The organism is Haloarchaeobius ordinarius (assembly GCF_051801355.1).
GTDB lineage: Archaea > Halobacteriota > Halobacteria > Halobacteriales > Natrialbaceae > Haloarchaeobius.
Genome location: NZ_CP196560.1, coordinates 1,384,038 through 1,401,762 on the forward strand (window position 1 = coordinate 1,384,038; position 17,725 = coordinate 1,401,762).

Sequence of the window (17,725 nt, forward strand, 5' to 3'; positions counted from 1 at the left end):
CCTCGCGCGCGTTCGTCTACGCGGTCTCGCATTGCGCGGTGACGCAGTCGCCGCGTGCTCGACCGCGAGCCAGCGCGCGCCACGGTGGACTGTCGAGTCCAGCACTCACGCCCGAGTTTAAACCAGAGAACGCGCCCAGACCCACCGTGACGTGAGAGTCGCCGTCCGGCGAACTCGGCGGGTGTGTGGCACACCGCCGGACGAGCGGTCGAGTGCCGCCTGTCAGCCCTCCTGTGTAGCGAACGCTACCTCCGAACTCTGGACGACCTCGCCGAACAGCCAGTCGGCGTGGTCCAGTGCGTACTCGATGTGGTCGTCCTCGATGGCCCCGATGCAATCCTCTACGAGCACGGGTTTGTAGTCCCGGAGCCCGGCGCTCCCGGCGGTGTGGAGGACGCAGACGTTCGCGAGGGTACCACAGACGAGCAGGTCCTCGATGCCACGCGCGGAGAGCCAGCCGTCCAGTTCGGTCTCGTGGAAGGCGTCGTACGTGTGTTTCTCGACGACGTGGTCGCGCTCACCGACGGTGAGTTCGTCGACCAGTTCGGCCTCCCACGAGCCTTCGAGGACGTGTTCGCCCCACCGCTCGAACTCGTCGTAGTAGTGATTCTCGTCGAACTGGTCCGGTGGGTGGACGTCCCGGGTGAAGACGACGCGGACCCCGGCCTCGTGTGCCCGGTCGACCAGCGACGCGACCGGTTCGATGACGGCCTCGCTGCCCGGTGCGTAGAGCGAGCCGTCCGGTTTGCAAAAGCCGTTCTGCATATCTACCACGACGACCGCAGTGCTGTCAGGGTCGAACTCCATGCGTAGTAGTTCGGCTGGCCGGCTCAAAGCGATTGTCCCGCCCACAGTTGGGGGAAGTGCTATACTTCCCTGTTCGTAAGGTCCGGGCAATGCGACGTGGGCTGCTCGTCTGCGGGGTTGTACTCGTGCTGGTGCTCGCCGGCTGCTCGGCGTTCGATTTCGGTGACGACGACCTCGCCGAACCCGAGTCGAATCGACCGGACCCGGCCAGCGACCGCCTCGGCTGGGAGGACGGCTACTGGTGGAACGACTCGGTCGCCGCGGACGGCAGCGACGGCCTGACCACGGCCGAAGTCGAGGTGGTCACAGCCCGGATGATGGCTCGACTCGAACGCCTCCGCGGCTACGAGTTCGAGCGCGAGGTATCGGTCCGGGTCATCTCACGCGAACAGTACCGCGAGGGACGTGGTGGGGGCGGTGGCGGTGAGGCACCGCCCTGGCGCGAGCAGTTCTGGGAGGCGCTGTTCCTCGTCGGCGAGGATACCGGCGTCCGGACGGCGTTCGACCGGTTGTACGGGTCGACCGTCCTCGGCTACTACAGTAACGACAACATCGTCCTGGTGAGCGACGACCCCGACGACCTGCGGGTTTCGCGCGCGACGCTCGCACACGAACTCGAACACGCACTGCAAGACCAGCACCTCGGACTGGGGTACAGCGCGACCACCCGCGACAGCCAGCTCGCCGGACAGGCTGTCATCGAAGGAGACGCCAACTACGTCGAGGCCCGGTACGAACAGGCGTGTTCGGACGGCGAGTGGACGTGCATCACGGTGGCCGGGGAGGCGGGCGGTGGCAGCCGTTCTGCGGACTACAACGTCGGGCTCTCGGTCGCGTCGTTCCTGCCCTACGGTGAGGGGCCAGTGTTCGTCTCGGCACTGCGTGAGCGCGGAGGCTGGACCGCCGTGGACGGCGCGTTCGACGACCACCCGACCAGCACCGAACAGGTAATCACCCCGTCGAAGTACCCCGCCGAGACGCCGGTTTCGGTGTCGGTTCCGGACCGGTCTACCGGGGGGTGGAGCCGCCTCGTGACCGACGATGGGGAGCCACGTACCGAGACCGTCGGCGAGGCCAACGTGTACACGATGCTGTGGTACGCGGAGGTCGTCCCTCGCGACCACCTGACCAGCGGGAACTCGTCCGTCTCGCGGTACACCTACGACCACCCGCTCTCGAATGGCTGGGCCGGTGACACCCTCGTGTTCTACGAGAACGGCGACGACCAGGCGTACGTCTGGAAGTCGACGTGGGACTCCCGAGCCGACGCGGCCGAGTTCCGGCAGGCCTACGAGGACGTGCTCGCTGCCAACGACGCGACGGCCCGTGGTGACGGCGTGTTCACTATCGCGTCCGGTGCCTTCGAAGACGCCTTCCGGGTCGTCCAGCGAGGCGACACCGTGGTCGTGGTGAACGCACCCACTGCCGACGCACTCGACGGGGTGCACCCGGTCGACGCCGCGACGAACGCGTCGGTTTCTGCCCCGGTTCGGGCGGACGGAGAGACCGGGACGTAGCGGTGCTTTTTCGCCATCCCCCCAGTAACGGGGGGTATGGACGACCCCTTCGACACGATTCCGGCCGACGCGATTCGTGACGGCCGTGCGACCGACGCGTACTTCCAGCGGACCGAGCAGGCACTCGAACACGCTGGCTGTAACCCGACGGTGGTCGTAGAGGTGACCGCAGACCAGTTCCCCGACGGCGAGTTCGAACTGTTCGCCGGGCTGGAGAACGCGGCTCGACTGCTGGAGGGTCGCGCGCTCGATGCCGACGCCATCCCGGAAGGCTGTCTGTTCGACGGCGGGCCGGTGATGCGAATCGAGGGTGAGTACCTCGAGTTCGCCCGCCTCGAGACCGCTTTGCTCGGCTTCCTCTCGCAGGCGAGCGCGTTCGCGACGGCCGCGCTGGAGGCACGGCGGGCCGCCCCCGACTCGCAGGTGCTGTCGTTCGGTGCACGACACGTGCACCCTGCCATCGCGGCGACCGTCGAGCGGAGCGCACTCGTCGGCGGGCTCGATGGCTTCTCTCACGTGGCAGCGGGCGACGTCATCGGCCGCGAGGCGAGCGGGACGATGCCGCACGCGCTCATGATCTGCATGGGGAAGGGCAACCAGGAGGACGCCTGGCGCGCGTTCCACGAGGCTGTCCCCGAGTCCGTGCCCAGAATCGCGCTCTGTGACACCTACACCGACGAGGTCGACGAGGTGCTCCGCGCCGTCGACGAACTGGGCGACGACCTCGACGGGGTTCGGCTCGATACGACCGGTTCCCGTCGCGGCGACTTCCGGCACATCCTCCGGGAGGTCCAGTGGGAACTGGCCGCCCGGGGTCACGAGGACGTGGACGTGTTCGTCAGCGGTGGGTTGACGCCCGAAACCCTCCGGGGACTGCGTGACGTGGCCGACGGCTTCGGCGTCGGGAGCTACGTCACGAACGCGAACCCGGTCGACTTCGCGCTCGACATCGTCGAGGTCGACGGTGAGCCGGCGGCCAAGCGAGGAAAGCTCTCCGGGAAGAAACAGGTGTACCGCACCGACGACGGCGGGCACGCGGTCGGACTCGCGGGGCGGGAGGGTCCGACGGACGGGACGCCGTTACTCGAACCGTTGATTCGTGACGGTGAACTCGTCAGAGAGTTCGACCTCGACGAGGCTCGGCGGTACGCGGCGACAGACGCCGACCTGGTCGGCTTCGAGTGAGCAGTAAACAGTTCGCTCGCTGTTCGGTATCAGTTCGTCAGTTCTTCGATGCTGCCTTCGGGGGTTCGCTCGCGGAAGATCTGTCCCTCGAATAGCGTGACGACGACGTCCTCCTGCTGCCATGCAGTCGGGGGGAGTCCGGCCTTGCGGCAGACTCGACCGAGGTACTCCTCGGGGGACCAGCCGTGTTCGACCGGGACGGTCGGATAGAGCCAGCCCGCGTTCGTGCCGGTGTCGATGGCGGCGCCGTGTTTCCCGAGTTCCATGTCCTCGACCGGGTCGTCGGTCAGGACGACGTTGCACACAGAGCAGACCGAGACGGTGAGATTCGACAGCTCCGAGGGGGTGACCTCCGAGCCACAGGAGTCCTCACTCGCAGCCTCGATGGCGGCGTCGACGATGACGTGCCCGAGCTGGTCGCTCGATTCGTACCCACCCGCACAGCCCCGGAGGCTCCCACGACCCCGCGTCGACTCCAGCCGGACGAACGCGCCGGTCCGGTTGTAGAACGCGTCTCGCATGCTGCCGGGCTGCTCACGGCGACCGTTGAGAACGAAGCCTTCTACCGATTCCCGCGCCAGTTCGACGGCTCGGGCCCCATCATCGTATGTCAGACGGACGCTCTGTGCCTGCGACATAGTACAGGTATGGCGATTGTCGCTCTTGAACGCTTTCGTTTCGTCTCGTGGCCGAATCGGCTCCTCGACGCGTTCGTTCGAGATGTCTGAACGTGGACACGCACCGACGCGACCGAGGTGCTTAAATGCGGGACGAGGGTAGGGTTGGGTGGTAGAGAGAGCCTGGCTGCCGCGGCACGCCTTCGGGTGTGTATCCGCGTCGGGTTCCCCGGCGCGCTCGCGAGGAAAGTCCCCCCACCGTCTGGGCAGGTGACCGGACGCAAGTCCGGAGCGGGAGACCGCTGGCTCTGGAACAGAAACGAGACCCCTCTCCCCGAGTGATGACGTGTGCGAACCGACCCGAGAGGCGAGGGAGTTGACCCACAGAACGTCGACGGGAGAGAACGGATGGAACGGCGAATCTTCACCGGTGCAAGTCCACGCCAAAGGTAGCCCGGACGAATGGTGATGGACGCTTAGCCGAATGCCGGGCCGAACAGAAGGGGGCTTACTCCTCTCTGCCGCTTTCGAGACCGAAGAGTGGTGACACTGGCCGGGGCAGTCAGGTGGTGTGTGGTCAGTCGTCGAGTGGGTCGACCGCGTCGTCTCCACCGTCGGGTTGCATGCCACCGGGACCGGGAGTGGGCGTGCCGGGGCCGGTACCGGTGTCAGTGGTGGTGCCGCTGGCACGGCCCATCCAGCCCCCGATGTTCTCTGCGACGTAGTCCTTGCTCCCCCAGCCGATGGCGATGCCGAGGCCGATGGCGAGTGCAGCGCCGAGGCCGTAGGCGGCTGCCTGGGCGACGACGTAGAGGATGGCGACGTCGAGCCCCATCGTGTCCAGACCGATGACGAGCGCGGTGAAGTAGAGGAACAGCCGCGTCCCGGTCGCGAACAGCCGGGTGAGACGGCCTTCCTCGGTGGCTGCCTGGGTACGGGCGATGGCGTCACCGATGAAGTCGGCGACGATGAACCCGAGGATGACGACGGCCAGCCCGGCGATGAACGCTGGCAGGTAGGTCGTTGCCGTCGCGACCCACTCAGAGAGTGTCCGGATGGCGAGGACTTCGGTCGCAGCGAGCAGCGTTATCGCGTAGATGAACAGCCGGGCGAGGCCCCCGAACGCGTTCGAGACGGCCCTCTCGGTCCCTCCGAGCATCCGGCCGAGCGGGGTATTCAACACTTGCTTGTCGAGTTCGACTTTGTCGATGAGTGTGGTGAAGAGGGAGCCGACGACCCGTGCGACGACCCACCCGATGACGAGGATGATGAGGGCACCGATGGCGTTCGGAAGGAAGTTCACGATATCCGTCAGTAGCGCCTCTACCATGGTCGTATCGCCGACCTGCAGTATGATTGGTGTCTGTGACATATCGTCCGTACAGAGCACCCGAGCGGATTTGGCGAATCTCCTCACAGGTGACGAAATCACGCCGACACCAGTTCGCTGGGGTGACGAACTACCGGTTAGACAGCCAGAGAACACGTCGTCGAGCGAGGGATTCTGCGGGGCCCGGAGATCGATACAGACGGCTGCGCGAAGGGTCGTCGTATCTGACGGGGGCTGACGGTTTCCCGTCAGGGGAGCCCCATCTCGCGGGTCAACGTCACCGTCTTCGCCGCGCTACTCTGCGGGTTGCTGGTTCTCGGTCCCACCGAGGCAGTCCTCGCGACCTGGGCGAGCGCCACAGGCCGCGACACTGCTCTGGTCGGGCGGGAGAACCGAGCAGACGCGGCTGCCGGACAGCTAGCGAGGATTAGAACCCGTCTTCCCACCGGAACGTCCCGTTGCGCTGGACGACCTCACCGTCGACTTCCATGAACGAGTCCTCGCTCATGTCGGTTATCATGTCCACGTGGACCGCGGACTGGTTGCCCTCCTCGCCCTCGGGAAGGTTGGAGTCGTAGGCGCGACCGACGGCCATGTGGATGGTATCGCCCATCTTCTCGTCGAAGAGGATGCTGTCCGTGAAGCGGTCGATACCGCGGTTCATGCCGATGCCGAGCTCGCCGAGCCGCTTTGCGCCCTCGTCGGTCTCCAGTATCTCGGTCAGCACCTCCTCGTTCTGGTCGGCGCTGTAGTCGACGACCTCGCCGTCCTCGAACGTGAGGTGGACGTTCCGGACCTTCTTCCCGCGGAAGGTCATCGGCACGTCGAAGAACACCTCGCCCTCGGTGTCGTAGGGCGCGGTGAACACCTCGCCGCTGGGGAGGTTGTGCGAGTCGTAGCGCACCGAGGCCGCGGAGTTCACCGCGATGCGGTCCTCGATGGACATCGTGATGTCGGTGTCCTCCTTGACGACGCGGACCTCGCTGCCCTCGTCGAGTATCTCTTTCATCTTCGCCATCTCGCCGGCGAGTTCCTCCCAGTCGCGCAGGACCGCGTCGTAGACGAAGTCCTGGTACTCCTCGTACGCCATCCCGGCCTGCTGGGCCAGCGACCGGGTCGGATGGACGGTCGAGACCCAGTCGGTGTCCATCCACGCCTCGCGAATCTTCTGTGAGGCCTTCGACTTCGCCTGGCGCTTCTCGCCCGGCACGTCGGCCGCGGCGCTGGTGTTCCGGCCGCCGCCCAGCGACAGGGCCACGTCGGCGTTCTCGACCAGTGCGAGCTCGTGGGCCGGGTCCTCTTCGAAGTCTCCATCGTGTGCCTTCATGTAGGCGCGGCTCACCTCACCGGAACCGTACATGGTCGCCATGTTCGCGCCGCGTTCACCGAGTTTCTCGGCGACCGCGACGGCGAGTTCGTGTGTCCCCTCGCTGACGCTGACGAGGACGTTGTCTCCCGCTTCTACCTGCGCGCTCCAGTCGACGAGGACCTCGGCGTGCTCGTGAATCCGGTCGTCCATACGTCGACCGAGGAGCGTCCGCTACAAAATTTGCCCGGAGTGGTGGCCGACTGCTGCGTCAGCCGACCCACTCGCCAGGGACGTCGTCCCCGATCTGCGACCGCCAGCGTTCGAACTCCTCTGCGCACGCGGGGACGTGTTCGACGTGGTCGATGAACCCCGCGCCGCCGTCCGAGACTGGTCGTCCACAGAACGGGCAGCGCCCGGGGTCGTCCCAGATTCGTACGTCTCGCTGGATGGTCTGAAGGCTCATACCGGAACGTACGCCCGCAGTGAGGATGAGGGTTCGTTACTTCGAACTGACTCGATACCGGCCGCCGACCTCGTTCGTGTTCAACTGGTCGGCGCGTTTCTTGGCCGATTTCCGGTCCTCGAACGGTCCCTCGAACTCGTGTCCGTCAACCACCACGTAGTAGTCTGCCATCGTCGCCGTGTATATCATGCCGGAGGTTAAGACTGTCACGGTATGCTATGTCGTGACGGGGTATCGGCGCGATGACTGGGTCTCGACTGGCAATCGTATGGAGCGGCGTCCGCCAGGAATGGGTTCGTTCCGCACGTCGGTTCGTCACAGAATCGATGGGCTGGGGCGGATTCGAACCGCGGTCGCTTCGCTCCCTGATTCGAATCCTACCAGATGACAAATTTACGGCGCACTGTCGTTCGCCGCAAAATCAGTGGGCTGGGGCGGATTCGAACCGCCGATTTTCTCCGTGTAAAGGAGATGTCATAACCAACTAGACCACCAGCCCGCAGCCAAGAGTATCCAGCGGGCCGGAATAACGTTTACCTTTTCCTGCAGAACCTACTAGTTGGACTGTGGACAGAGAGACCGCGTACAATCTCGGGTTGGTCGTCGTCGTTCTCGGCCTCGTCGGGGCCCTCTTCTATTACGGTGGCGTCCTCGAGCTCCCGGGTGAGGACCAGCACGATACCGGTACGGTCGTCGTGACCGACGAGAACGGCACACGCCTGGCGACTATCGCCGTCGAGGTCGCGGACACCCGACAGGAACGATACACCGGACTGAGCGACCACGAGACACTCGAAGACGGACACGGGATGTGGTTCGTCTACGAGGAAGAGCGAGGGATGACGTTCGTGATGCGCCGGATGGACTTCCCCATCGACATCGTCTACGTGGGTGCCGACGGCCGCATCACCAGCATCCACCACATGCGCGCACCGGGGCCCGGTGAGGACGGAAACGACATCACGGCGCCCGGCCGAGGGCAGTACGTGCTGGAGGTCCCTCGCGGGTACACCAACGAGACCGGTATCGAGGTCGGTGACCACGTCGAGGTCACCTACGACGACTGAGCGGACTCTCGCCGCCGACCGAGCGGAGACCACAACGCCTACGCGGCACCGCGACGGACGTCTCGTATGGCTGAGGGACTCACCGAGCTGGAGCGACTCGACGGCTGGCAGGTCGACGGCTACGCCGCCCGGGTCCACTACGAGGGGGCCGGCGACCGTTACAGCATCGAGTACTACCAGCCCAGCGACTGTGTGGTGTACTGGAAAGTGAAAGGCGACGGCCAGACCGCGGTTCCAGTCGGGCGGACCACGGTGCCAGACCCGTTACGGGCGCGTATCCGCGAGGATTTGGCCGAGGCGGGTATCGATTCCGAGGTCGAAGGACGACAGCTCTGACGACCTCGCTAACGACCCGTTCACCCCGCCCATCTGGAGGGTCTCGCTGGTAACTACTTCATACCTATACCCTCGTGTGGGTTCTAGTGTCCCATGGATACGGTGTCAGACGAGGACGTGTACTGCGCGGGTTGCGGACGGCTCGTGTTCGACGCGTCTGGGTTCTTCTACGCCTGTGAAACGACCGGGTTCGTCGGTGAGGCGATGGCATCGGACCTCGCAGAGGACGGCCTGTCGGTGCTCGCGGACTCGGTGCTGGAGCTGAACATCGCGCCGGATGGCGGCGAGACGGTCGATGCGAGCGATTACGTGGTCGCCCCACGCTTCGTCGAGATGGACGAGCAGGTGTTCTGTTCGCCGGAGTGCGAGGCGGCCCCCTCCGAGTGACACCCCGGCGACCCTGTCGGCGGGTAACGTGTCACTCGCTGTCCCCTCGATTCGAGTGTCGTAACCACGCGAATGCTCCCGATTCGTGACCTGTCGTGAAACAGAGTGGCGGCAACTGTTTCGATTCGTAACAAACCTTTTCAGTTCGAATCCCTAGCGGGAGAACAATGGAACTCCACAGTGAGGACGACGACCCGTTCGAGGAACAACGGGAGCAGGCGGACAACGCCATGACACGGCTGTTCCTCGAGTACGGGTCCGAGAACAAGTTCGCGTTCACCCTCGGGCTGGTATCCAGCATCGTCGCCCGGCTGCTGGACCTCATCCCGACGGTCATGCTGACACTGGCTATCGACTCCATCTTCCGCGACGAACAGGCCTTTACGCTCCTGTTCGTCCCCGACGCCTGGCTCCCACAGACCGAGACGGGACAACTCTGGCTCTCTGCGGGGCTCATCGCCTTCGGCTTCTTCGGCGGAGCCGCGTTCCACTGGACGCGCAACTGGGGGTGGAACTCCTTCGCCCAGCACATCCAGCACGACATCCGCACCGACACCTACGACAAGATGCAGCGCCTGAACATGGACTTCTTCGCCGACAAGCAGACCGGCGAGATGATGTCCATCCTCTCGAACGACGTGAACCGACTGGAGCGGTTCCTGAACGAGGGGATGAACTCCACCTTCCGGCTCTCGGTGATGGTCCTCGGTATCGCGGGCATCCTCTTCTTCTGGAACTGGCAACTCGCCATCGTCACCGTCGGCGTGGTGCCGCTCATCGCGCTGTTCACGTACCAGTTCGTCAAGACCATCCAGCCGAAGTACGCCGACGTGCGCTCGTCGGTCGGGAAGCTGAACTCCCGGCTGGAGAACAACCTCGGTGGCGTGCAGGTCATCAAGACCTCGAACACCGAAGACTACGAGTCCGACCGCGTCGACGACGTCTCCCACGACTACTTCGACGCGAACTGGGACGCCATCGACACGCGAATCAAGTTCTTCCCGGGCCTGCGCGTGCTCGCGGGCGTCGGCTACATGATCACCTTCCTCATCGGTGGGCTGTGGGTGTTCGCCAGCGCGAACGGCAACCCCGCGCCGGGGCCGTTCACCGGAACCCTCACCGTCGGCGAGTTCACCGGGTTCATCCTGCTCTCCCAGCAGTTCATCTGGCCGATGGCCCAGTTCGGGATGATAATCAACATGTACCAGCGGGCCCGCGCCTCCGCCGAGCGAATCTTCGGCCTGATGGACGAGCCCTCCCGTATCGAGGAGGACCCCGACGCCGACGACCTGGTCGTCGACGACGGCGACGTGGTGTACGACGACGTGACCTTCGGCTACGACGAGGAGGAGACCATCGTCGAGGACGTCTCCTTCGACGTCTCCGGCGGCGAGACCCTCGCGCTCGTCGGCCCGACCGGCGCAGGGAAGTCCACTGTCCTCAAGCTCTTGCTCCGGATGTACGACGTGGACGAGGGGTCCATCAGTATCGACGGGCAGGACCTCCGTGACGTGACAATCCCGAGCCTCCGGCGACACATCGGCTACGTCTCGCAGGACACCTTCCTGTTCTATGGGTCCGTCGAGGAGAACATCACCTACGGGACGTTCGACGCCTCTCGTGAGGAGGTCGTCGAGGCTGCGAAGATGGCCGAGGCGCACGATTTCATCCAGAACCTCCCCGACGGCTACGACACCGAGGTCGGCGAGCGCGGGGTCAAACTCTCGGGCGGCCAGCGCCAGCGGCTCTCCATCGCCCGGGCCATCCTCAAGGACCCCGAGATTCTCGTGCTGGACGAGGCGACCTCCGACGTGGACACGGAGACAGAGATGCTCATCCAGCGCTCCATCGACGAGCTGGCGGCCGACCGGACGACGTTCGCCATCGCCCACCGGCTGTCGACCATCAAGGACGCGGACACCATCCTCGTTCTCGAAGACGGGCGTATCAAAGAGCGTGGCACCCACGAGGAACTGCTCGGCAACGACGACCTCTACGCCCACCTCTGGGGCGTGCAGGCGGGCGAGATAGACGAACTCCCCGAAGAGTTCATCGAGCGCGCCCAGCAACGGCAGGCCCGGACCGAGGTCAGCGACGACTGAGACGACTCGCTGCCCGTTCTCCTCACTGCCAGGCCGCCAGGTCGACCACACTGTCGGCGTCGACGGTCAACCACGTGGTGAGCACGTCGTCTTCGTCCACGTCCACCGGAAAGAACGTCACCTCGACGCCATCCTCCGTCGGCTCCGCCACGGACGTCAGCACTCCGTTCGCACCGAGTTCGGCTTCGGCTCCTCGCGTCGTATCGAGTTCTGTGATGAATTCTCCCGGCATGTCTCTCACCTGTCGTTCGAGTTGAACGATCTGTCCGATAGTTCGTCGAGATAGTATAAAAAGTCGCAGTCCACGTCCCGTGGTCCGGGAATCGGCCTCTCACCGTCCCTCTCTGTGGTATGGTGTATCTAAACGAACCTCGAGATCGCCTGTTTGGCGCCGCCGTCTGGTGTTCTGTCTTAATCGTGTGAGAATATGCAATGGCATATAATCACTTGGCCACTGTCCTAATATCTCGACACATAGCTTCATATGTCTCTATTCAGAAGTTGGAAGTGAACATGTCCAGTGCCCCCGACACCTCGACACCCACGTGGAGCAACCCGAACGTCTGCCCGTTCTGCGGGACCGAACTCGCCGACCCCGGTGCAGGGTTCGTCGACCACCTCGCAGACAGTGACGGCTGTAAGGACGGGTTCGAGCTGTGGCGCGGCAACATCGCCGACGACATCGCCGGCGGCTGGTCTGGATAAGCGCAGTGCAGCGGCGCGGTCTCTGCACTCTTCGTTCTCTGTTCTCACTGCTCCACCCCGGTGAGCGCCAGCCTTCACGAACGGTGCCCTGAATAGCCGGCCGGTCGTGGCCCGAGATATGCACCTCTCGGAAGCGACCTGGACGGACGTCCGCGACACAGAGAGCGACGTGGCCATCCTCCCGGTCGGCAGCACCGAACAGCACGGCCCACACGCACCGCTCGGCACCGACGCGCTGAGCGCCGCAGAAATCGCGTCGCGCGCCGAGAAACGCGCGGACGAAGAGATCGTCGTCGCACCCGTCGTCAGCGTCGGCGTCGCCGAGGAACACCGGCACTTCGACGGGACCCTGTGGGTCTCCGAGGACACCTTCCGGGCGTACGTCCGCGAGACCATCGAGAGCCTGGCGTACCACGGTTTCGAACGCGTTGCGGTCGTGAACGGCCACGGCGGGAACGCCGCGGCCGTAAGAGAGGTCTGTGCGCGGGTCACCCGCGACGAGACGGCGTACGCGGTGCCCTACACGTGGTTCGATACGGTCGACAGCGACCTGCTGGAGAACCTGGGTCACGGTGGCCCGATCGAGACGAGCGTCGTGCAGGCCATCGATGCCTCGCTCGTCCACGAGGACCGTTTCGAGGAGGCTGCAGCCGGTGCTGGCGAGCGATTCGGTGAGTGGGTATCCGGGGTGAATATCGCCTACGACTTCGCCGAGTTCGCGGAAAGTGGAAACGTCAAGGACCCGAGCGACGCCAGCGCCGAGCACGGTGAGGCGGTGCTCGACGACGCGGTGGCGAAGCTACTCGTACTGCTGGACGCGATTGCGGACCGATAGCCGCCCGGGAACTGGCCCGGACACCTAGTCGTCGGCCGTCGCTTCTTCGGCTTCCGCTTCGGCCTCGTCGGCGTCGTCCTCGTCCGCCGCGTCGTCGGCGGCGTGGGCGTCCTCCAGCGTGCTCCGGAGACCGGGGATGGTCGAGGTGAGCGCGCCGACCTGTTCGCCGGCGTCGCCGATGTCCTCGATGACGGTTCCCAGCTGTTCGATCTCCTCCTCGAGGTCGTCGGCGTCCTCGAAGGCGTCGGCGCGCTGGCCCATCATGAACCACTTCTTGGCGTCTCGGAGGTGTTCCTCGGCGTCGCCGGTGTCCAGTGCGGAACGCAGGCCGTTCAGCACGCCGAGGACGTTGTCGGCGCTGGTCTCCCAGACGTCGTCCGCCTCGGGCAGTTCCGCCCAGGCCTTCTCCAGGGAGGACTCGACGTCCTCGCGCATCTCCGACGCAGCCTCACCGAACAGGTCGTCGTCGTTCAGGGTCGATTGACTCATGCCAGAGGGTTCGGCGTCCGGCGGGTTAAATACCTGCCTCAAAGTGAAAGTGAAATCTGTGGGGACGGGGGCTGTCGTGACGAAATAGCACTTGGAAACCGAAACGATGGTTCTCCCCACCGGTCCGATACGTTCCCGGTCAGTCGTCGGTGACCGAGTCCACCCGCATCATCGGGTAGTCGCCCTCCATCGACATGCTGGTCTCGACCGTCGTCCCCTCGTACTCGATGGTCATCTCCACGTCCGCGAACCGGCCGGTGAACTCGGTGTACTCGGCGCTCTGGGCGGCGAGTTCGGCCTCGATGCGGTCGGTCCGCATCGTCACCCGAACGTCGGCGCAGTGGGGCTGGTTTTCGATGGCTTCCTCCATGGCTCGCCCGAGGCTCTCGGCGCTCGCCGGGCTGACGGGCGTGCCCGCGAACTGGTGGTACAGCGTCCCGAACTTGATGCCGGCTTCGAAGCAGGCAGTCTCACTGTCGGTCGGGTCCATGGTCGACTTCTCGGTACCGGGGTGGAAGTCGGTTCGGGTTGCGGCCGGGAAGAACGGTTGCCGACGGCGGTCTGCTGGTCAGGTGAGCGGCGCGGCGTCGACCGTCCGGATGGTCGGAAGCTGGGGGCCGAGTTCGGTCCAGGTCGCACCCCGGTCCGAACTCACGACGAGCTGGGCCTCTCGGCTGTAGTGTGCCGCGTGGAAGACGGTGGCGGGGTCGTGAGGATGGGTCGAGAGGATGTTACAGCCGACGACGGACGCCGGCGGAACCGCGCCGACGCTCGTCCAGGTCAGCCCGCCGTCGTCGCTGGTCCAGAGGCCCGTGGTGTCTTCGGTCGGCGTCGGCGTCGCGTCGACGTACAGGCGGCCGTCTGCACCCCTGGCGAGTTCTTTCACGTACATCCCGTCGAACCGGCTGATTCGGTGCCACTCCACCGTATCCTCGCTCCAGAGTAGCCCCCCGGTCGAGTCACCGGCCGTCCCGGTGGTGACGACCACCCGGCCGTCGACCAGCGCGGTGTCGTGGGCGTCCGTGCCGGGGAGGGCGTCGTGCCAGGTCTCGCCACCGTCGTGAGAGAACACGACCGCGCCGTGTTCGACGGCCGCGAACAGGGTCGCCCCGGAGACGGTGATGCCGTGGACGTGCCCGGCCTCGAACGGGTCGTGCCCGAACGTCCACGACTCCCGCGAGGGGAGGTCGGCGAAATCACTGATGGTTTCGAAGTCTCGGACGCCCTCGCCCGGTCGTCCGTGGAACAGCGCGGGCGGTTCGGTGCCGACGTAGACCGCGTCCGGGTCGGCCGGGTCCCGGGTGACGCCCCACACCCACTCGTCGGCGAACCCGACGGTTCGGGCACGGTCACCGGCGTCGCTCACCCGATGGAGGCCCCAGCCACGGAGGCCACAGCCGACTGCGGCGACGGTCGGGTCGTCCGGATGAATCGACACCTCACGGACGGTCTCACCTGCCAACGACCGGCCGACGCGCTCGACGCGTTCGCCGTCGATATCGAAGGTGAACACTCCGTCGTCCGTTCCGACGTAGACACGACATGGCGCGAGTGACTCCATGTGCTACTTCTTACCATGCGAACTGGATGTACGACGGGCTTTGGTCGTCAGGGCTCGTGGTACCTCTCACACGGCCGACACCAGCGTGAGCAGCGCGCACGCGGAATCGCATCCTACTTACCACCCCCTACCGTTTCACCAACCGAATGGACGACACCGTTCTGCTCACCGGTGCAGGCGGCCGTGTCGGCAGCGCGATACTGGCCGACCTTGCGGCGGAGTACGACTGGCGACTGCTCGACCGTGACCCACCGACCGACGAGTCGGCGTATCCCGGTGAGTTCGTCGTCGCGGACGTGAACGACGAGGAGGAGATTCGGGACGCGATGGAAGACGTCGGCGCGGTCATCCACCTCGCGGGCGACCCACGCCCCGATGCGCCCTGGAAGTCAGTCCTCGAGAACAACATCGACGGGACCCACACCGTGATGAAGGCGGCCGTCGAATCGGGCGTCGAGAAGTTCGTCTTCGCCTCGTCGAACCACGCTGTCGGCGCGTACGAGACCGAGGAACGGACCCCGGACATGTACCGTGCCCACGACGAGTTCCGCCTCGACGGGACGGAACTCCCCCGCCCGAAGAACGTCTACGGCGTCTCGAAGGCGACCGGCGAGACGCTGGGGCGGTACTTCCACGACATGCACGACCTCTCGGTCGCCTGCGTCCGCATCGGTAACCTCACCAAGGGCCACCCGCCGAAAGACTACGAACGCGGGCAGGCGATGTGGCTGTCCTACCGGGACTGCGCACACCTCTTCGACTGCTGTCTGCAGGCCGACTACGGGTACGAAATCGTCTACGGCATCTCCGACAACGACCGGAAGTACTACTCCATCGACCGCGCTCGCGAGGTGCTGGGGTACGACCCGCAGGACAACTCCGCCGAGTTCGCGGACGACGAGTAACTACCCGAACAGCCCGTCGACGTCCGATTCTCTGTGCTCGCGTTTCGAGACGTGTCCCTCAAGTCGCTGGTACACCAGCCCGCGGTTCTCGGGGTCGGCCACGAAGTCCCGGAGGAGGCTCTCGAAGCGCCCGCCCTCGACACCGTCGGCGCGGTCTTCCTCGGCGAACCGGATTGCACTCGCCAGCGCGTCCTCGTCGTAGGGTCCGTCCTCGCTGTAGACCCGCGCCGCCACCGCGACGGCCGGAAGGTCGAGGTCGTCGAAGCCGACGACCGACCCCTCGTGGGTCAGCCTCGGGAGCGCCCGCCGCTCGACCACCTCGGGGTCTGCCGCGACCACGGCGAGGATGCGCCGTACTCGAGAGACGTCGATGCTCCGGTAGTCGTCGGGGAGGTCGGCGAGATACTCCCCCGCCGAGGTCGCGAGGCCGACACACCCCTCCCAGTTCCCGTGGTACGCGTGGTGGAACGCGGCCGTGAACTGGATGAGGCCGTGGAGCAACCGCTCGTCCTCGCTCCCGTCGGGCAGGTCCAGCCAGTGGTCCTCCCAGGCATCGTGGGCGTCGTGCAGGTCGCCCGCGTTGTAGATGGCCAACCCGGCACGGAGGTGCTCGCGCATGCCAGTCTCTCGGTCGTGAGTTCAAAAAAGACTGACTACTCCGACCCTCGATTGAGTCGAGCGACACCTCGTTCCCGGAACGAAAGGTCCTAACATCGGCAATACCAGGTTTCCGTCACCCTTACCTCTCTTGCTACCATACTGATAGACACAAGAGAACACACGGCACAGTACGATACCAGCGTGTAAACTCTCTTCCCGGAGGACACAAACGATGGAGCACAGGCGAACGTGTGTCGCGTGCGGAACGCGATTCCATATGACCGGCAAGTACCACGGCAACTACTGCAGCGAATGCCACCACGAGTGGCTCGACATCCAGCGCGAGCGCCCCTCGGACCGGCTCTCGGTCCCGCGCCCGCGTCACCACTGGGGGACCCAGCGAAGCCGGCCGGTGTGGGAGCCGCCAGAGCAGACAGAGCCCGAGGTCGAGGACGACGAGACGGAAGAGTGACCTCGGAGCCGTCGTCGTGGGGGACAGAGGAAACCCTCTGGCTCGCTGGGTCTCTTCACGCTGGAGAACAGTCCTGCTTCGATTTTCGCCGCTGAACGACTGGAGACACACGACTCGCTTCGCTCGTCGGTGTTGTCTCCTGAAAACGTCCTGACGGAGATTTGAACTCCGGTCCCTGGCTCCGCAAGCCAAGAGGATAGTCCACTACCCTACCAGGACTCATCTCAACGTACCCGGGAGAAGAATAAGAGGGTTACGATGTGTTCGTCCTCCGACGCCTGCGGACACGGCACACGATTCGCGAGACGGAATCAAGCTGAAAACAGATTTTCACCGTGCGAAAGGTCTTTGAAATAAGCAACCCTCTCTCCGGGTATGAAGCGACGTGCGTTGTTGAAGCGGACGGCAGCCCTCGCCGCCACAGGTGCACTCGCCGGGTGTGTGGGTGACGATAGCCTGGGCGGCGTCGACGACGGCACAGAGACAGAGACAGACACGCCGACGGCGAAACCGACGGACACGCCGACGGCCGAGCCAGCGCCGAAACTCGACTCGCAGTCCATCGAGACGACCGACACCGGCTGTGGCTCCGGGATGGACGCCACCGTCACGTTCGCCGACAGCGGGGTCGACGTGAGCGGGTCGGTCGTCGCATCCACGCCGTGTCACGAGGCGGTGTTGCAGGACGCGACGTTCGCGGCGGAGTCGAAGACGCTCACCGTGACCGTCGGCGTCCAGGACGACGGCTCCGACGCGTGCACGCAGTGTATCGCCGTCGTCGAGTACGCCGCGACACTCGGGTTCACCAACGGGCTGCCCGAGACAGTCGAGGTCGTCCACGACAGCCAGGGGAAGACGACGACGGTCACGACGAAGTCGCGCTGACCGCGGCGCGACCACGCCGGGTCGAGGTCGCCGCCAACCCGAACGCACGCCCGAGACTTCTTGTACCAGTGAGCGGCAAACCGCGGTGATGCACATCCACGACCGAGCAGCGAAACCGACAGACGAGAACGGGGTCTCTCGCCAAGGACAACG

General features: G+C 65.2%; 22 protein-coding genes, 2 tRNA genes and 1 other RNA gene. 12 read left to right on the forward strand and 13 right to left on the reverse strand.

Going from position 1 to position 17,725, the window contains the following annotated elements:
- Positions 1–222: 222 nt before the first annotated feature.
- The gene (locus tag ACSC1R_RS07145; RefSeq protein ID WP_439028383.1) at positions 223–807 is read right to left on the reverse strand and encodes a cysteine hydrolase family protein; all 585 of its coding nucleotides are present in this window, start codon (positions 805–807) and stop codon (positions 223–225) included.
- A gap of 89 nt (positions 808–896) precedes the next feature.
- Here ACSC1R_RS07145 and ACSC1R_RS07150 point away from each other — a divergent pair, with 89 nt between their 5' ends.
- On the forward strand, positions 897–2,324 hold the full coding sequence (locus tag ACSC1R_RS07150; protein WP_439028384.1) for an Hvo_1808 family surface protein: 1,428 nt from the start codon (positions 897–899) through the stop codon (positions 2,322–2,324).
- Between the two features lie 36 nt (positions 2,325–2,360).
- Complete coding sequence (locus ACSC1R_RS07155) at positions 2,361–3,509, forward strand: nicotinate phosphoribosyltransferase (protein ID WP_439028385.1); 1,149 nt, start codon at positions 2,361–2,363, stop codon at positions 3,507–3,509.
- Between the two features lie 29 nt (positions 3,510–3,538).
- Here ACSC1R_RS07155 and ACSC1R_RS07160 read toward each other — a convergent pair whose 3' ends face one another.
- Complete coding sequence (locus ACSC1R_RS07160) at positions 3,539–4,147, reverse strand: TIGR00296 family protein (protein WP_439028386.1); 609 nt, start codon at positions 4,145–4,147, stop codon at positions 3,539–3,541.
- Between the two features lie 150 nt (positions 4,148–4,297).
- On the opposite strand from ACSC1R_RS07160, the gene rnpB reads away from it, so the two are divergent.
- An RNA gene (gene rnpB, locus ACSC1R_RS07165) (RNase P RNA component) lies at positions 4,298–4,649 on the forward strand.
- A 54-nt stretch (positions 4,650–4,703) separates the two neighbouring features.
- On the opposite strand, the gene ACSC1R_RS07170 is transcribed toward rnpB, so the two are convergent.
- The 5 genes from ACSC1R_RS07170 to ACSC1R_RS07190 all read right to left on the reverse strand — a co-directional run bounded on the left by ACSC1R_RS07170 (position 4,704) and on the right by ACSC1R_RS07190 (position 7,727).
- Positions 4,704–5,498 (reverse strand): mechanosensitive ion channel family protein, encoded by a 795-nt coding sequence (locus tag ACSC1R_RS07170; protein WP_439028387.1) that lies wholly within the window; start codon positions 5,496–5,498, stop codon positions 4,704–4,706.
- Positions 5,499–5,883: 385 nt separating this feature from the next.
- Positions 5,884–6,975 (reverse strand): aminopeptidase, encoded by a 1,092-nt coding sequence (locus ACSC1R_RS07175; RefSeq protein WP_439028388.1) that lies wholly within the window; start codon positions 6,973–6,975, stop codon positions 5,884–5,886.
- A gap of 58 nt (positions 6,976–7,033) precedes the next feature.
- Positions 7,034–7,228 (reverse strand): DUF7501 family protein, encoded by a 195-nt coding sequence (locus ACSC1R_RS07180; protein ID WP_439028389.1) that lies wholly within the window; start codon positions 7,226–7,228, stop codon positions 7,034–7,036.
- 36 nt (positions 7,229–7,264) lie between these two features.
- Positions 7,265–7,438 carry a hypothetical protein gene (locus tag ACSC1R_RS07185; RefSeq protein WP_439028390.1) on the reverse strand — a complete coding sequence of 58 codons (174 nt, stop codon included), beginning with the start codon at positions 7,436–7,438 and terminating at the stop codon, positions 7,265–7,267.
- Positions 7,439–7,653: 215 nt separating this feature from the next.
- A tRNA-Val gene (locus ACSC1R_RS07190) sits at positions 7,654–7,727 on the reverse strand.
- A 67-nt stretch (positions 7,728–7,794) separates the two neighbouring features.
- Between ACSC1R_RS07190 and ACSC1R_RS07195 the strand changes: the two genes are divergently transcribed.
- From ACSC1R_RS07195 to ACSC1R_RS07210, 4 genes are all read left to right on the forward strand, one after another.
- The gene (locus ACSC1R_RS07195) at positions 7,795–8,295 is read left to right on the forward strand and encodes a DUF192 domain-containing protein (RefSeq protein ID WP_439028391.1); all 501 of its coding nucleotides are present in this window, start codon (positions 7,795–7,797) and stop codon (positions 8,293–8,295) included.
- Between the two features lie 66 nt (positions 8,296–8,361).
- A complete protein-coding gene (locus ACSC1R_RS07200) occupies positions 8,362–8,631 on the forward strand; it encodes a DUF7538 family protein (RefSeq protein ID WP_439028392.1) in 270 nt (89 codons plus the stop codon).
- A gap of 93 nt (positions 8,632–8,724) precedes the next feature.
- Positions 8,725–9,018 carry a hypothetical protein gene (locus tag ACSC1R_RS07205; RefSeq protein ID WP_439028393.1) on the forward strand — a complete coding sequence of 98 codons (294 nt, stop codon included), beginning with the start codon at positions 8,725–8,727 and terminating at the stop codon, positions 9,016–9,018.
- Positions 9,019–9,185: 167 nt separating this feature from the next.
- Positions 9,186–11,120, forward strand: coding sequence for an ABC transporter ATP-binding protein (locus ACSC1R_RS07210; protein ID WP_439028394.1), 1,935 nt, complete (start codon positions 9,186–9,188; stop codon positions 11,118–11,120).
- A 22-nt stretch (positions 11,121–11,142) separates the two neighbouring features.
- Here ACSC1R_RS07210 and ACSC1R_RS07215 read toward each other — a convergent pair whose 3' ends face one another.
- The gene (locus ACSC1R_RS07215) at positions 11,143–11,352 is read right to left on the reverse strand and encodes a DUF7511 domain-containing protein (RefSeq protein WP_439028395.1); all 210 of its coding nucleotides are present in this window, start codon (positions 11,350–11,352) and stop codon (positions 11,143–11,145) included.
- A gap of 281 nt (positions 11,353–11,633) precedes the next feature.
- On the opposite strand from ACSC1R_RS07215, the gene ACSC1R_RS07220 reads away from it, so the two are divergent.
- Both ACSC1R_RS07220 and ACSC1R_RS07225 read left to right on the forward strand, forming a co-directional pair.
- The gene (locus ACSC1R_RS07220) at positions 11,634–11,825 is read left to right on the forward strand and encodes a DUF7501 family protein (RefSeq protein ID WP_439028396.1); all 192 of its coding nucleotides are present in this window, start codon (positions 11,634–11,636) and stop codon (positions 11,823–11,825) included.
- Positions 11,826–11,943: 118 nt separating this feature from the next.
- Positions 11,944–12,660 carry a creatininase family protein gene (locus tag ACSC1R_RS07225; protein ID WP_439028397.1) on the forward strand — a complete coding sequence of 239 codons (717 nt, stop codon included), beginning with the start codon at positions 11,944–11,946 and terminating at the stop codon, positions 12,658–12,660.
- 24 nt (positions 12,661–12,684) lie between these two features.
- On the opposite strand, the gene ACSC1R_RS07230 is transcribed toward ACSC1R_RS07225, so the two are convergent.
- The 3 genes from ACSC1R_RS07230 to ACSC1R_RS07240 form a co-directional block, all read right to left on the reverse strand.
- Entirely contained in the window at positions 12,685–13,149 is a 465-nt protein-coding gene (locus tag ACSC1R_RS07230; RefSeq protein WP_439028398.1) for a DUF5790 family protein, read from the reverse strand.
- Between the two features lie 139 nt (positions 13,150–13,288).
- Positions 13,289–13,639, reverse strand: a complete 351-nt coding sequence (locus ACSC1R_RS07235; RefSeq protein WP_439028399.1) for a dihydroneopterin aldolase family protein — start codon at positions 13,637–13,639, stop codon at positions 13,289–13,291.
- 78 nt (positions 13,640–13,717) lie between these two features.
- On the reverse strand, positions 13,718–14,710 hold the full coding sequence (locus ACSC1R_RS07240) for a hypothetical protein (RefSeq protein ID WP_439028400.1): 993 nt from the start codon (positions 14,708–14,710) through the stop codon (positions 13,718–13,720).
- 146 nt (positions 14,711–14,856) lie between these two features.
- Between ACSC1R_RS07240 and azf the strand changes: the two genes are divergently transcribed.
- Positions 14,857–15,615 carry an NAD-dependent glucose-6-phosphate dehydrogenase Azf gene (gene azf, locus ACSC1R_RS07245; RefSeq protein ID WP_439028401.1) on the forward strand — a complete coding sequence of 253 codons (759 nt, stop codon included), beginning with the start codon at positions 14,857–14,859 and terminating at the stop codon, positions 15,613–15,615.
- Here azf and ACSC1R_RS07250 read toward each other — a convergent pair whose 3' ends face one another.
- Entirely contained in the window at positions 15,616–16,233 is a 618-nt protein-coding gene (locus tag ACSC1R_RS07250) for a DUF309 domain-containing protein (RefSeq protein WP_439028402.1), read from the reverse strand. It abuts the gene before it with no gap.
- 214 nt (positions 16,234–16,447) lie between these two features.
- Between ACSC1R_RS07250 and ACSC1R_RS07255 the strand changes: the two genes are divergently transcribed.
- Entirely contained in the window at positions 16,448–16,687 is a 240-nt protein-coding gene (locus tag ACSC1R_RS07255; RefSeq protein WP_439028403.1) for a DUF7564 family protein, read from the forward strand.
- A gap of 146 nt (positions 16,688–16,833) precedes the next feature.
- Here the strand turns inward: ACSC1R_RS07255 and ACSC1R_RS07260 are convergent.
- A tRNA-Arg gene (locus ACSC1R_RS07260) sits at positions 16,834–16,906 on the reverse strand.
- Between the two features lie 156 nt (positions 16,907–17,062).
- On the opposite strand from ACSC1R_RS07260, the gene ACSC1R_RS07265 reads away from it, so the two are divergent.
- Positions 17,063–17,572, forward strand: a complete 510-nt coding sequence (locus tag ACSC1R_RS07265) for a hypothetical protein (RefSeq protein ID WP_439028404.1) — start codon at positions 17,063–17,065, stop codon at positions 17,570–17,572.
- Positions 17,573–17,725: the final 153 nt, after the last annotated feature.